This window comes from Robertmurraya korlensis NBRC 107688 (genome assembly GCF_001591645.1).
Taxonomy (GTDB): Bacteria; Bacillota; Bacilli; order Bacillales; family Cytobacillaceae; genus Robertmurraya_A.
The window spans coordinates 36,347-51,982 of sequence record NZ_BCVH01000013.1; the positions used below are offsets into that span (position 1 = coordinate 36,347).

A 15,636-nucleotide genomic window follows, 5' to 3' on the forward strand; every position below is an offset into this window, starting at 1 on the left:
ATGATTTTTTCATTCTAAAAAAATATTTTGTTCGGAATATAACTGCTCTAATTTCTTCTGACGGTGACTAGTATTTTCTGTATTCTTCTTGTTCATTCCAGAGATAATCACCTCAAGCAAACCTATTACCGAAGCAATTGAATGATGACTCGATTCTAAATGCTCCTCTGTCGTTAATGTCAATTGTGCGAGCTGGCCAATAGGTGAAAGCTGCCGATCTGTAACTGCGACTAAGGTTGCTTTTTGATTGTTTGCATAGTTTGCTAGCTTAAGTGATTCTCTTCGGTAACGAGGATAAGAAAAAATAAGAACGGTCGACTGCTCATCAAGTTCACATATTTCTTCAGGCAAATAGCCACTTGGGCTAGAGAGAAACACATTTCCTCTCTGTTGCTTTAGTGCGTAATACAACCAGTAGGCAGCAGCATGTGAGCTACCAAATCCAGCGATAAAAATTCGCTTTGCTTGATGAAGCACATCCACCACACGCCATATTTGTTCTATTTCCAACTGGTTCAGTAATTGTTTAAGAACTTGGCTCTCCTTCTCAATGATTTGATGAAACATTTGATTTTCTTCTAATTCATCTGCACTTGAAGGCCTTCCTTCGCTTTTTCCTGGCTGAACATGTGTTAGCCATTCTCTCCGAATGGTTTCTTGCATCTCAGAATATCCACTAAATCCTAACGCATACGCTAGACGAATGACGGTTGTTTCACTAACGCCAACCTTTCGTCCAATTTGGAAAGCGGTAAGTAACGATCCTTCATCCAAGTGCTCTAACAAGAATTCGGCTACTTTCTTTTGACCTGAAGATAATGCTGAGAAGCTTCCTTTAATGATTTGTGTTACCGTCTTTTGTTCCATACTCGTCTCGTCACCTTCTTAGATTTGGTGAAGGAAAAACTTCCTTTTATAATTTTAAAGCAGAAAATACTTCATGTTCAAGTATAATTTTCCGAATTTTTAAAATAACACGAACTTTTGATGCATATTTCTTACTACCCACTGAATTATAATGCATAAATTGATTATTTTTCAAGATAAATTTGTGTATTTATTTATATATCCTAATAAATATTCAAACAAAAAGAAAAGGAATCCTCCGTTACCCTTAGAGCAACATCGAGAACCCCTTTCTTTGTATGCATATGATTCCTATTCAATAAGAAGAAACACGTCTTCTCCTTCAACTACCGTAGAATAAGTTTTAACGCAGCCTGTATCCGGAGCCTGAACCAAGCCATCCTCTAAGCATATCTTCCAATCATGCATTGGACAGAAGACTGAATCACCACTGACAATTCCTTCGCTTAATACGCCACCCTTATGAGGACAACGATTTTCTATTGCTCGAACCGTTCCGTTGGAAAGCTTAAATACTGCAACCTCCATGTTTCCTACGTGAAATGTTTTCCCTAAGCGCTCTGGCAGCTCTTGAAGGGAGCTAATTAATACCTTACTGATGTTTTTATTAACCATTGGGAAGATCTCCTCCTTTGATCGTTGTATTACGACGTGACCACTGTTTCAAACAATTCCTTTTTCAGCTTTTTGTTCTCGATAATGGCCTTCCAAGGATCCTCGATTACGGATAAGGCTTTATCCATGCGAGCACTTAGTTCCTTACGCTTTTCTTTATCATCTAATACCTCACGGACATGTTCTAAACCAACCCGTTCCACCCAAGCAGATGTTCTTTCTAAATAATTCGCTGTTTCTCGGTAATATTGAAGGTAAGCGGATGTAATTTCGATGACCTCTTCCTCTGTCTTTACCTTGTAAAGAAGATCTCCACCACGCACATGGGTGCCACCATTTCCTCCAATATAAAGTTCCCAGCCCCCGTCAATGCCGATGTATCCAATATCCTTAAACCCTGATTCAGCACAGCTTCTTGGGCAAGCAGAAACAGCCATTTTCACCTTATGTGGTGTTTGAAGACCTTCATATTTCTTTTCCAATTGAATTCCAAGCCCCATGGAATCTTGTGTACCGAAGCGACAGAATTGTTCTCCTACGCATGTTTTAACGGTACGAAGTGATTTTCCGTAAGCGAAGCCTGATGGCATATCAAGATCCTCCCACACCTTTGGAAGATCATCCTTCTTTACCCCGAATAAGTCGATTCGTTGTCCTCCTGTCACCTTTACTAGTGGGATCTCATACTTATCGACCACATCTGCAATCCGTCTTAAGTCATTCGCATTGGTCACTCCACCATACATTCTAGGAACGACCGAATACGTCCCATCCTTTTGAATGTTTGCATGCATCCGCTCATTAACGAACCTTGATTCCTTCTCATCCTCATAGCCGGTTGGGTTGACCATCCCTAGATAGTAGTTAAGAGCTGGACGACATTTCGAGCAACCCTCTTCGGTTTTCCAATCTAGAACAAACATGACTTCTTTCACATGAGTCAAACCTTTTGCTCTTATTTCTTCTACCACTTCATCACGAGAAAGAGTGGTACATCCGCAAATCGCTTCCTTTTGCTGCTTAGTATCAAAGGAGGAACCTAATGTAAGCTGAAGAACCTCTGCAACAAGTGGTTTACACCCACCACAAGAACGGGATGCACTCGTACAGGCTTTAATTTCATCAACAGATGAGCAGCCTTGTGTTTGTATGGCAGAGACGATGGCTCCTTTTGAGACTCCATTACATCCGCAAATGATCTCATCATCCGTCATTGTTGCTACAAGACTGGCACCTGCTTCTTGACCGGTTGGCTGCAGCAGGGAAACCTTCATTGTGTCTGATATGTCAGCCTGCTTTTGGATCATAGAAACTAATCGATTTCCATCACTGCTATCTCCGAATAGAACGGCACCAACAATTTGATTTCCACGTAGGACGAGCTTTTTATAATAGCTGTCTTGCTCGTCAAAAACCTTAACAGCCTTTTTATCGTCGCCTTCCATGAAATCGCCTGCAGAGAATACCTCCACCCCAGATACCTTCAACTGAGTATAAAGTACCGAACCTTTATATGGATCAGTCTTAGCTCCGCAAATCGTCTTTGCTAACACCTTCCCTTGCTCATATAGAGGAGCTACTAGTCCGTATGGAATTCCGTTATGTTCTGCACATTCCCCAACAGCATAGACGCTAGGAATATTTGTTTGCATATAATCGTTAACGACAATTCCTCGATTAACCTCTATCCCACTTTCCACAGCAAGTGAAATATTTGGTTTGATACCAACCGCCATAACAACAAGATCCGCTTCGATCTCGGTACCGTCACTAAAACGCAATCCTTCGACACGCTCTTCTCCATAAATCTCCTGCGTTTGTTTTTCTAATAAAAACGTCATTCCCTGCTTTTCTAATTCTGTTTGCAGCATTTTTCCTGCCATTGGATCGAGCTGACGCTCCATTAAATACGGAGCAAGATGGATAACACTAACCTCCATCCCTAAGTTTAGAAGCCCTCTTGCCGCTTCGAGTCCTAACAACCCTCCACCAATTACAGCCGCTTTTTTATATTTCTTGGAGGCCTTTAGCATGATTTCTGTGTCCTTAATATCTCGGAAGGCTGTAACTCCATCCTTGTCTGCACCTGGAATAGGAAGAATGAATGGAACAGAACCGGTGGCAACAATCACCTCATCGTAGGGTTCTACTCTCCCAGCATCTGTTACGACTACTTTTCGGTCGGAATCAACCTTAACTACTGTTTCATCTGTATAAAGCTGAATGTCATTGTCTTCATACCAGCTCCAATCATTGAGCGTAATATCAGCGACCTCTGTGTCTCCTTGTAAAACCTTTGAAAGTAGGATTCTATTATAATTCGGATGCGGCTCACTACCGAAAATCGTAATTTCAAATTGGTCCTTTGTAAGCTTTAAAATTTCTTCTATGGTTCTGACTCCTGCCATTCCGTTACCAACAAGAACGAGTTTTTTCTTTGCCAAATTAACGCGCCTCCCCAAGAAAGTTTCTTAAACTGTAACACATGACTCTTGTAAAATTGTTTAACATGTTAGATTACCTCACACGCTTTTTACTTCGTATACCGAATTTTCCGAATATTGAACAGTTATATTTCCTGTAATTTTCGTCATACAACATCCATGGCTGTGCTTATTTTTACTGCACTTAATTTAAATCCAGGCATTCGACACGTTGGATCCAATTCGCTTCCAACAAGGAAATTAACATTTTGTGAATTGGCCCAATGAAAAGGGACAAACAGAGTGTCTTGACGAATGCTTTCCGACCACTTACTCCTTACAACAATACTTCCTCTTCTAGACGAAATCTTAACGAGAGTTTCATCTTGGATTCCATATTTCAAAGCTGTGATAGGATGGATTTCTACATGCGATTCAACATTTCTTGCTGCTAATGCAGCACTTTTACGTGTTTGAACGCCCGTTAAATAATGAGACACCACCCGTCCTGTTGTTAAATATAGCGGAAACTCCTCACTTACCTTATCCTTTGAAACGAGTGGTACATTGGAAACAGAGACCATTTTCGCCCTTCCATCAGAATGAGCAAACGAATTTTCAAATAGCCGGACCGTTCCTTTATGTTCCAAAGTTGGGCATGGCCATAACAGTCCCTTTTCCGCTCTTAATCTCTCATAGGTCACGCCATAATAATCGGCAAGACCACCTTTACTAGCTACCCTTAGTTCGTTAAAAATGTCCTCAGCTGATTTAAATGGAAAATACTTTCCTTTCCCAAGTACATGTGCAATTTCACAAAGTATTTGCCAATCGTGCTTTACTTCTTCTGGACATGGATAACTAGCCTCCCTTAACGTTACTCTCCCCTCTACATTGGTCATTGTCCCTTCATCCTCTAAGTAAGAAGAAGCCGGTAGAATCACATCTGCTAATTGGGCAGTTTCCGATACAAATAAATCAACCACAACGAGAAAGGAAAGTTTTTTCAATGCCTCCTCAACAAACTTTGCATTTGGATTAGACACAATTGGGTTAGAACACATTAAAAGCATCCCTGATATATCACCGTCATGAATTTTTTCAAACATCTCATAAGCAGAAACACCTTTTCTCGGCAGCTCCTCTTTGTTCACTCCCCACACTTTCGCAATATAGGCTCGATGCTCTTCATTTTCAATTAAACGATATCCCGGAAGCTGATCGGCCTTTTGACCGTGCTCTCTTGCTCCTTGGCCATTGCCCTGCCCAGTAATCGCTCCATACCCACAGCCTACTTTTCCAATTTTCCCAACCGAGAGTATAATATTTAGGAAGTTCCTAACTGCTGCGGAGCCGTCTGTCTGCTGCTCTACTCCACGTGCCGTAAATATCATTCCAGTCTCTTCTTTCGCGAACCGGTGAGCAACCCTACGAATCTGTTCGATTGGGACACCTGTCATGGATTCAATTTCCTCAAAGCTCATTGAGGTCACATTCTCCTTCACTTCTTCAAATCCACTAACTCTTTCCGAAATAAAGCTTTCGTTATAAAGCTGCTCCTCGATAATGACCTTTAGTACTCCATTAGCAAAAGCAGCATCAGTTCCAGGCTTAATCTTAATATGCAAGTCTGCTAGTTTCGTTGTTGCCGTTTCTCGAGGGTCAATCGCAATAATATAAGCACCGTTTTCCTTTGCTTTTTCAAAATAAGGCATAATGGTCGGTTGGCATTCAGCAATGTTTGTTCCCGCAAGAATAATACAGCGAGAAGAAGGGATTTCCCCTATGCTATTTGTAAATCCTCGATCCATCCCAAAGGTTTGTGTAGCAGCCGATGCAGCTGATGACATGCAAAGCCTACCATTGTAATCGATGTACTTTGTCTCCAGCCCGACACGAGCAAACTTTCCAAGCAAATATGCTTCTTCGTTTGTAATGGACGCACTTCCATACACGGACATAGCGTTTTTCCCATTACGTTCTTGAATGGACTCAATATTTTCCTTAATGACTTTCAGTGCCTCTTCCCACGTTGCTCGAACAAATTCCCCGTTTACTTTTATCAATGGGTACTTTAATCGGTCTTTATGGAAGATGTGCTGATGGGCATTGATTCCCTTCACACATAATCGTCCCTGTGTAGTGGGATTATCTAATCCAATAGTTGTATATTTCTTTCGTGTAACAATGGATTGCTCTATTAACTGCATCTTGCATTGCATGCTGCAGAATGGACATTGTGAGTCATATGTTTTCTCCGACTCTACGTGATTTTGCTTCGTACGAAAATATTTTAATAGCATTTCTGTCACATCATCACCCTCAATCCTTTATACTCTTAGCTACATTACGTTGCTTTTTACGGTACTTACTTTAAAAAGGCAATATCCTTAGACCCCTTTATCACTAAAGAGTCCGTATCTAGCCGTTCTAATAACTGCTGACGAAGATCAAAATCAAAAAGCACTTCTCTCACATGCAAGAGGCTCACTCGATCCACCCATTCCCATGTTCTTTCCGAGTAGTTGGCAGTCTCTCGGTAGTACTGGACAAACCCTGAAATCAAGTGAATCGCCTCTTCTTCCGTTTCTGCTACCGTAAATAATTGACCTCCTCTTACACTTCTACCACTGCTTCCTCCCACATACATTTCCCAGCCACGCTTTGTACCAATCATTCCGATATCCTTTGTTGTCGAACCTGCGCCATTATGCAAGCAAGCAGAAACACCTATTTTCACTCGATACGGAGTGATGAGATACTCAAGTTTCTTTTCTAGAGCTGCCGATAGTTGAAGTGCCTTGTGTTTGTCGCATTGGCAAATATGCTCGCCAATACAGGTTTTTACATTTTGAACTCGATTTCCGTATGTGGCACTTAACGGCATATTTAAATCGTTCCATACCTTTGATAACTCTTCTTTTTTTAGGCCCATTAAATGAATTCTCTGCTCACTAGTAATTGCTAGGTTGGACACTCCATATTTGTCCGCCACGTCTGCAATTTTTCGTAACTCATGTGCATTCGTCATGCCCCCATACATTTGTGGAACGACAAAATACGAACCATCCTTCTGTAATGTGGCATTCATTCGCTCATTTACAAATAACGTTTCTTGGACATTCTCATACTCCGGATTAATCATACTTAAGTAATACGTCAAAGCTGGAACACACTTGGAACAACCCTCTTTATGTTTCCAGTTCAAAGCTAGCATCACTTCATTAACAGAGGATAAATTTAGCACCTGCATCTCATGCACAACCTCATCCTCTGTTAACGATGTACAATGACACATCGCAGGTTTCTCCATCTTCACTTCGTCAAATTCGTCATCATGAATATAAGATACTAGCTCTGCAACAAGCGGTTTACAACCTCCGCAAGACCCGGATGCCTTTGTACAAGCCTTCACTTCGTCTACAGTAGAACAACCATGGTTTTGAACAGCCTCAATAATTGCACCTTTGGAAACCCCATTACAATTACAAATGATTTCAGTTACTGCCATGGAGGAAACTGCTGTTTTCGAACCACTTGATTGAAAAATAGTAACTTTTTCAACATCAGATACGTCTTGCTTTTTCAGTATCATATTTTGTAATTTCAGCCGGTCACTTGTATCTCCAAATAAAACGGCCCCAATCATTTTCTCCTCTTGAAATACAAGCCTTTTATAAGTACCTTCCACTTCGTCGTGTATTTTAATTGACTTCTTTGTAGGATCCTCTTGAAAAGCACCAATTGAATACACATCAACACCCGATATTTTTAATTGAGTGGCTAACACCGTGCCCTCATACCCATGTCCCTCTACTCCACAAATATGTTTTGCTAAAACTTCAGCTTGCTCGTAAAGTGGTTTCACTAGGCCATAAACCATTCCTCGGTGTTCCACACATTCTCCTACTGCAAAAATATTAGGGATACTCGTCTCCATAAAGTCATTTACGACAATCGCACGATTGACTGTAATCCCACTTTCTTTCGCCAAACGAACATTGGGTCTTACACCAACAGCCATTACAAGAAGGTCGGCTTCAACCGATGTTCCATCCGAAAACCGGAGTCCCTCAATACGCCTGCCACCTATAATTTCTTCTGTTTGTTTTTCTAATAAAAACTTCATACCTTGCTTTTCAAGTTCAGCTTGTAGCATCTTTGCAGCCGTTTCATCAAGCTGTCTCTCCATTAAGAATCTACTAATATGAACAACATGCACCTCCATGCCAAGGTGTAAAAGCCCCCTTGCTGCTTCTAACCCTAACAATCCTCCCCCAATGACAACTGCCTTTTTATGATTTTTTGCTGTTTCCTGCATCTTTTGACAATCCTCAATTGTCCGAAAAGAAATGACACCTTCCTTCTCCACTCCGGGCAAGGGAAGTACAAAGGGAACAGAACCAGTTGCCAATATCAATCGATCGTAGGATAAGCTACGACCTTTATCTGTCCTAACTATTTGACTCATGTGATCAATTGAAATAACCGTTTCTCCCGTAAAAAGTTGAATCTGATACTGCTCATACCAATGAAAATGATTGATGGTTATCTCTTCAAGCTTTGTTGTTCCTTGCAGTACGGAAGAAAGAAGGATTCGGTTATAGTTTGGATGTGGTTCGCTCCCAACTACCGTAATCTCAAATCGGTCTGGATCATTTTTAAGGATTTCCTCTATGCAACGAACTCCTGCCATTCCATTCCCAACCATAACTAACTTTTGCTTTTTCATGTAATAACCCCCAACAAACAGTAGATGGATGTTTAATAAATTTCGTTTTATTATTTCATACATCTACTGAAATGGAATTTAACCTGTTACATTTTCTAACACGATATGTACTATTTGGGTGGTATTTACTATAAAAGCCGATTAAAAAAGGGGTATTTTTATGCACTCTTACGGTATACTCATTTTTCGAATAACGAAGTAAATTCGAAGATCATTCGCTTTTTTTGTTTCTTTTTGAATTCGCTTCCAAGAATAAAAATCCATTCGGTTTGAAAATTCTAATAAATTTCCGTGTTAGATTAGCTAACACCTTTTGAGACAAAGCAACAGTTTACATACTATCCTTTAACAAGACAAAGATGGTAAAAACTCTTACAAAACAGAAAAGCAAAAGCGCCTTGTTCAGCCCCGACAAGCATAAGACGAATCTCGCAGGAAGGCCTGCCTTCTGGAGAGATTTGGCTTATGACCTAGGAATAATGGCTTTAAATTATTCCCTCGAGGGGCTAGGCGCTGGAGCTGGACAAAAAAGGGAGGAATTCCAATGACAAATAAGTTAGGTTTTTTTTCGTTCTTCTATGTATTAGGTAAGATTTTATTTTCTCGCAAAAATTATATCGGCTGGTAACACATTTGAAATATCGAATCTATTAAAGGGAGAGATTACCTATGAAGTTAGCAAATTTAAGAAAAAGTGGACATGCACCATCACTATTTGCTTCATTTCTGTACTTTGATGTCAGTTTCATGATTTGGGTCATACTAGGGGCACTTGGGGTTTATATCACCAAAGACTTTGGACTTTCCCCTTCTCAAAAGGGCTTAATTGTAGCGATACCCATCCTCGGTGGTTCGTTCTTCCGTCTCGTTCTTGGTGTTTTAACCGATCGTATCGGTCCAAAGAAAACATCCATTATAGGTATGGTCGTTACGATGATCCCTCTTATATGGGGGTGGCTGTTTGGTACCACATTAACGGAACTTTATTTTATCGGAATACTATTAGGAGTAGCTGGTGCAAGCTTCGCAGCGGCTTTACCAATGGCAAGTCGTTGGTATCCACCTCATTTGCAAGGATTAGCAATGGGGATTGCTGGTGCTGGTAATAGTGGAACTTTATTTGCGACCTTATTTGGCCCTCGCCTTGCTGAACAAATCGGCTGGCATAATGTACTAGGGGTTGCCCTTATCCCTCTTGCCATTGTGTTTATCATCTTTGTTCTTATTGCAAAAGATGCTCCTTCACAGCCAGCACCAAAACCACTTAAAGAATACTTTAATGTTTTCAAACAAAAAGATGCTCTTTACTTCTGTTTATTGTATAGTGTTACCTTCGGTGGCTTTGTTGGACTTTCTAGCTTTTTAAGTATCTTTTTCGTTGATCAATACGATCTTTCAAGAGTAAGAGCTGGAGACTTTGTTACCCTTTGTGTAGCAGCAGGTAGCTTCTTTCGACCAGTAGGAGGATTTATTGCAGATAAGATTGGTGGCGTTCGTCTATTAACCTTCTTATTTATCGGTGTTGCTTTAACCATGCTAGGTGTTAGTCAACTTCCTTCCATCACGCTTGTTACCCTATTGTTATTTGTGGGCATGATGTGTCTAGGAATGGGGAATGGCGCAGTATTCCAACTTGTTCCTCAACGTTTCCAAGAGGAAATAGGAATGGTTACAGGAATTGTAGGAGCAGCTGGTGGTGTAGGCGGATTCTTTATCCCTAATATCCTAGGAACCTTAAGAGAAGTAACAGGCACATATGCATCAGGATTCCTCGTTTATGCTGGGATTGGTGTGGTTGCTTTACTCGTCTTGATCATTGCACAAATGTCTTGGAGAAAAACGTGGGCTCCAAAAGGTTCTTCTGTCAAAGTTTGATAATAACGATTATTTAAAAGCTCTTGCTGGCGATTTGCTGGCAAGAGCTTTTTTATTGCCAATAAAGCAGATCATTTAGAATTCACAATTCTCAGACTAAGTATATACTTCACACCCCTATTTGTAATATAATATTATATAACGATTTATACTTTGAGAGGAGTTTTCATGTGAAGTTAAATAGCTCTAGTTCACGTCCACTCTACGAACAATTATTTAACACGATAAAAGAAGCCATTGACCAGAACACGTATCGACCAGGTCAACAAATTCCCAATGAAGCAGAGCTTTGTGATATTTATGGTGTCAGCAGAATTACTGTAAGAAGAGCCATCCAGGATTTAGTTGACGAAGGATTATTGGAAAGAAAACAAGGAAAAGGTACCTTTGTTGCTAGGAAAAAGGTTGCTCGTGAATTAGTAACCATTGAGGGTTTTTCAGATTTCAGCAAACAGCTTGGAAAAAAGACAGGCAAGAAAGTTCTTCTTTGTGAAGAAATTAAAGCATCGAAGAAAATAGCAGAAGATCTTCAAATAGAGGTTGATGCACCAGTACTTAAACTTCTTAGATTAATGTATATTGATGAAGAGCCATTTACTCTGGACTTAACTCATTATCCAATTGAGCGGTTTCCAAAGATTCAAGAACATATATTTGACTATGAATCCACATACGATGTCCTGAGTAATATATATCATGTAGATATGAAGGACATTACAACAAAAAAAACAATCACTGGAATTCCCGCCTCTTCTATAGAAGCTGAGCATCTAAATTGTGACATTGGCGAGATTTTATTTAATATAGATAAAATCGTGTACGATAAGAACAAGGTCCCTATTCATTTATCTACGTTTAAAAATTTAACTACAGTTATCGCTTATACAATTACGACATAGAAAAGCGGAAGTGTCCGTTTAGCAACGTATGGACTGGAGGGCTTTGACTGAGATAAAGGAAACACGAAGAACGAAGTGATTCGATGTTGACTTATCGTAGGGAAAAGACCGAAGTACACTAGTTGCTGGACACTGAAGCTAGACATCCTGATAAAAAGGGACTTGGCCATCAGCCAGTCCCTTTTTACTATTTTACCAATTGCTTTCCATATCCGAATGCTCCGTTTACTTCACAAGTACGAGCGGCTCGAAGTGCTGCAAGCTGCAAAGACTGTTTGATCGTATGGTGATTTAAATAACTAGTTAAAAATCCAGCTATAAAGGAATCTCCAGCACCTAACGTATCAATTACCTCAGCTTCTTCTATCCCCTGCACATAGCTCCGTGTTCGATCAGACATGATAACTCCCTTTGAACCTCGTGTAACAATTACGTAATGCGTGCCTAATTCATGAACTTTCTTTATTAATTCCTCAATTTGCTTATCACCAAAATCACTACCCGATATGAAAGCAAAAGTGATATGAGGACAAACTGTTTGTAGCAATTCATCCGAAAAATGATTGGAGAAATCATATGAGATCGGTAAAAGCTGTTTGATAAGTGGGAGCTGGTCATCAAGACTACTATAAATACTTGTATGAAGAACATCAAAACCTTTGATATAATCATAATCTGATGGATTTAATTTTAATCGTAATTGTGATTGTATCCCACCTTTGTTGGATTTTACAAAAATCCTGTCACCAGTCGAATCAATATCAACATAGGCTTTTCCGCTTTCCCCATAAGCCCTTCTAATATGACTAATATTCACCTGCGTCTTTTGTAAAGAGTCGATAATGTGATCACCTTCCGCATCATTTCCAACAATGCCAATAAACCCCGTTTCGACTGCTCCGTATTGCTTAGCTAATACAGCAACATTTAATGTGTTACCACCTGGAAACATCTCGTTTCGATCCAAATAAACATCCACCACATTATCTCCAATTGCTAGTAACTTCATTATTATTACATTCCTTTCTATTGGTGACTTACCCTTTTAAACTTCCAGATGCAAGACCACGTACAAAATACTTTTGTAAAAATAAAAACAGTGTAATAATCGGGATAGCAGAGATCATTAACCCCGCTAATAGAACCCCCCAATTTGTTTGTAACGCATCACGGAATTGCATCAGACCAGCTGGAATGGTTTTTAAACTATCTGAGTCAATGAAGATGAGGGCAAACATGAATTCATTCCATGTAAAGTAAGCAGTAATAATGACCCCTGTAAACAAAATAGGTAGGTTCATTGGCAAAAATATTTTTGTAAACACTTTCCACGTTGAACATCCATCAAGAAAAGCAGACTCCTCTAGCTCTTTTGGAATCTCTAAAAAGGCTGCTCTTATTAATAGGACAGTAATCGGAATCCGATACGCAACATAAGGAAGAATAAGCGCTAAGTAAGTATCATGAATTCCCAGAGCCTGGATGAGCTTATACAGTGGAACTAAACTTACCTGAGGAGATAACATCATTCCACCCATACATAATATTAATAGTAGCTTCTTACCTGCGAACTGGAATCGGGTTAACCCATATGCTCCAAGCGCACTAAGAAAAACGGTTAATAAACAGGTGCTCAACGTAACAATTGTACTATTTAAAAAGTACTCAGAAATTCCCGTATTCCATGCATGAACATAATTTGAGACAAGCCAAGTAGTCGGCAATGCCCAACTGTTCGAGAAAATCTCTTCTGTTGTTTTAAAAGAATTAATGACCATCCAAAACAGCGGATAAGAAATGACTATAAAATAGAAGATTAATATTGTATACAGCGAAACCGATCCAGCAATCTTTTTCTTTTTAAACGAACGAACCCGAAACGATTGAATCGGAGAGTCTGTAGGTGTTACTTTTTCTGCCTCCATATTAATCCTCCTTCCCTGTTTTGAATAACTTCATTTGAATCATTGCAGCAACCAATGAGAGTATCAAAATAATTGTTGCAATTGCAGAGGCATACCCCATCTCATCCCTAAAGAAGGCCGATTTATAGAGAAGCGTTCCAAGCACTTCACTGGCATTTCCTGGTCCACCACTTGTCAAAATATACGGTTCATTAAATACCGTAAATGCACCTGTTAATGTAATCAACGTGGCAACAAAAAGCATTTCTTTTACCTGGGGAACAGTAATATGAAGGAACTTATAGAATTTATTTGCACCATCAATATCAGCTGCCTCATACAGCTCTTGCGGAATAGACTGGATCGCAACGATGAAAAGCATCATGATATATCCAATACTTTGCCACTGGGAGACAGCGATTACGGCGAAGATTGCCGTTTCTGATTCCCCGAGCCATGCCCTTGTCCATTCTTCAAGACCCAGCAATCGTAAAAAGCTGTTTAAAATCCCAATATCCGGGTTATAAACAAAGCTGAACAATAAAGCAATTACCGTTATGGATATGATTACGGGAAGGAAGAAGGTTGTTCTGAAAAAACCACTAAACAATCTAGTCAAAGGATCCTCTAGGATAGCTGCAAGCACCAATCCACCGAATACCTGACAGATAATAGAAATAACTGCGTACCAAATATTATTTTTTATAGCTATATAAAAAACCTCATCCTGAAATAGAGCAAGGAAATTTTCGAATCCAACAAACACCTTATCTGGGGAAAAAGCAGAAAACTCATAAAAAGCGAATCGGAAATTCTCTACAATGGGATAGTAGACAAACAATCCCATTAACAAAATACAAGGGGCAATATATAAATAGGGAGCCATTTTCCTAAGCGTCATCGTATTCACCTCTTTTTTTCTAGGTCCTTTCCGACCCTTTTCTTGTGTTTCCTTTATGAAAGAAAGGTAGCTTCGGTCCCCTACACTACCTTTCTAGTTAATCTGTTATTTCAGCTCTTTAGCTACTTTTTGAACGTCTTTCATCACGTCTTTAGCGGATTTTTTTCCATCTAACATCTGCTGAACACCATTTAAATACGCATCAACAATCTTGATATCTACAGCTGTATCAAACCATAAGTACGTCTTTTCAGCATTTACGATTAGATCAATTGCTTCTTGTTGAAGTGCTGAACCATTTTCGGAAGTGGTTGTTTCTTTTACAGCACTGTATTCACTTACTTCTTTTAATTGGTCGATCCCTTTTTCCTTTGAAGTTAGGAATTTAATAAACTCCATTGCTTCTTCAGGATGCTTTGTTTTAGAAGAAATCATAATTCCTTCAGGGGCAGCAGTAATGGAGCTTGGATTTCCTTCTCCACCTTCAACGAACGGAGTGTTGAATACACCTAAATCTTCTCCTAGGCTTGGCTCAATCAGACCTATCTCAGCTAGCTGAAAGTACCCAATCGCCGCTTTTCCTCCATTAAATAGTTCTCTTGCATATTGGTGGTCAACGGAGTTAACTCCTTGATTAAAAAATGGCTCTAATTCAATGAATTTTTCCAAGGCAGTTACGTATCCTGGATGAGTAAACTCTGCATCCGGATTACTTAGGCTATAGTCCTTTGCAATAACATCTTCCGGAACAATATACTCATTTAGTGATCCAATATAGTGAGAAATCGTCCATGGTGCCTTACTTCCGAATGCAATTGGAGTCACTCCTGAATCCTTAATTTTTTCGGATACTGTTAAAAGTTCTTCCCAAGTTGTTGGAATCTCAAGATTCAAATCGTTAAATACCTTTTTGTTATAAAAGAAGGCTTTTCCATCTGTCGACCAAGGAATTCCATAAACTTTCCCATCTAATGTAAAGGGACCGAATTGAGATTCAATGATTTGACCTGACCATTCTTTGTCTTTCTCCACATAGCTAGTTAAGTCAAGTGATTGACCTGCTCGTGCAAAATTATAGGCAAACTCTCCACTCCAAGAAAAGTAAACATCAGGAGGATTATTCGATCCTAAAACAACACGAATTTTCTCCTTGTACGAATCATTCAATACTGCTTCGGTTTTTATTTTGATATTCGGATGTAACTCTTCAAACTCTTTCACTGCATCTTCAAAGTACTGCTTTTTGGGTTCTGTTGGCCATCTGTGGAAAAAACGAAGTTCGACAGTATCACTGTCTTCTGAAGCTGTTTGACTAGATGAGGAACAAGCTGCAAGCATTGAGAGAATTAACACGGCGATGATACTAAATATTTTGAACTTTTTCATGAATTGGCCCCCTCAAGATTATCTTCTATTAATC

At 39.6% G+C, this 15,636-nt stretch carries 11 protein-coding genes; 2 read left to right on the forward strand and 9 right to left on the reverse strand.

Translation table 11 applies throughout. The features are described 5' to 3' along the window. Positions 1-9: 9 nt before the first annotated feature. The 5 genes from BKO01S_RS16345 to nirB (BKO01S_RS16365) all read right to left on the reverse strand — a co-directional run bounded on the left by BKO01S_RS16345 (position 10) and on the right by nirB (BKO01S_RS16365) (position 8,637). Positions 10-867 (reverse strand): MurR/RpiR family transcriptional regulator, encoded by an 858-nt coding sequence (locus BKO01S_RS16345; protein ID WP_066056457.1) that lies wholly within the window; start codon positions 865-867, stop codon positions 10-12. Between the two features lie 291 nt (positions 868-1,158). Further along, positions 1,159-1,482, reverse strand: coding sequence for a nitrite reductase small subunit NirD (gene nirD / locus BKO01S_RS16350; RefSeq protein ID WP_066056460.1), 324 nt, complete (start codon positions 1,480-1,482; stop codon positions 1,159-1,161). 29 nt (positions 1,483-1,511) lie between these two features. Beyond that, on the reverse strand, positions 1,512-3,926 hold the full coding sequence (gene nirB, locus BKO01S_RS16355) for a nitrite reductase large subunit NirB (protein ID WP_066056463.1): 2,415 nt from the start codon (positions 3,924-3,926) through the stop codon (positions 1,512-1,514). A 146-nt stretch (positions 3,927-4,072) separates the two neighbouring features. Further along, positions 4,073-6,217, reverse strand: a complete 2,145-nt coding sequence (gene nasC / locus BKO01S_RS16360; RefSeq protein WP_066056466.1) for an assimilatory nitrate reductase catalytic subunit NasC — start codon at positions 6,215-6,217, stop codon at positions 4,073-4,075. Positions 6,218-6,273: 56 nt separating this feature from the next. Then, positions 6,274-8,637: a nitrite reductase large subunit NirB gene (gene nirB / locus BKO01S_RS16365; protein WP_066056470.1), complete on the reverse strand. Its 2,364-nt coding sequence runs from the start codon at positions 8,635-8,637 to the stop codon at positions 6,274-6,276. Positions 8,638-9,306: 669 nt separating this feature from the next. On the opposite strand from nirB (BKO01S_RS16365), the gene BKO01S_RS16375 reads away from it, so the two are divergent. Beyond that, positions 9,307-10,512, forward strand: a complete 1,206-nt coding sequence (locus BKO01S_RS16375; RefSeq protein ID WP_066056481.1) for a nitrate/nitrite transporter — start codon at positions 9,307-9,309, stop codon at positions 10,510-10,512. A 170-nt stretch (positions 10,513-10,682) separates the two neighbouring features. Continuing rightward, positions 10,683-11,411, forward strand: a complete 729-nt coding sequence (locus BKO01S_RS16380; protein WP_066056484.1) for a UTRA domain-containing protein — start codon at positions 10,683-10,685, stop codon at positions 11,409-11,411. 187 nt (positions 11,412-11,598) lie between these two features. Here the strand turns inward: BKO01S_RS16380 and BKO01S_RS16385 are convergent, their stop codons facing one another. From BKO01S_RS16385 to BKO01S_RS16400, 4 genes are all read right to left on the reverse strand, one after another. Continuing rightward, entirely contained in the window at positions 11,599-12,420 is an 822-nt protein-coding gene (locus BKO01S_RS16385) for a PfkB family carbohydrate kinase (RefSeq protein WP_066056487.1), read from the reverse strand. A gap of 28 nt (positions 12,421-12,448) precedes the next feature. After that, positions 12,449-13,336 (reverse strand): carbohydrate ABC transporter permease, encoded by an 888-nt coding sequence (locus tag BKO01S_RS16390; protein ID WP_066056490.1) that lies wholly within the window; start codon positions 13,334-13,336, stop codon positions 12,449-12,451. Position 13,337: 1 nt separating this feature from the next. Then, entirely contained in the window at positions 13,338-14,216 is an 879-nt protein-coding gene (locus tag BKO01S_RS16395) for a carbohydrate ABC transporter permease (protein ID WP_066056493.1), read from the reverse strand. A gap of 105 nt (positions 14,217-14,321) precedes the next feature. Beyond that, on the reverse strand, positions 14,322-15,602 hold the full coding sequence (locus BKO01S_RS16400) for an ABC transporter substrate-binding protein (RefSeq protein ID WP_066056496.1): 1,281 nt from the start codon (positions 15,600-15,602) through the stop codon (positions 14,322-14,324). Positions 15,603-15,636 lie beyond the last annotated feature (34 nt).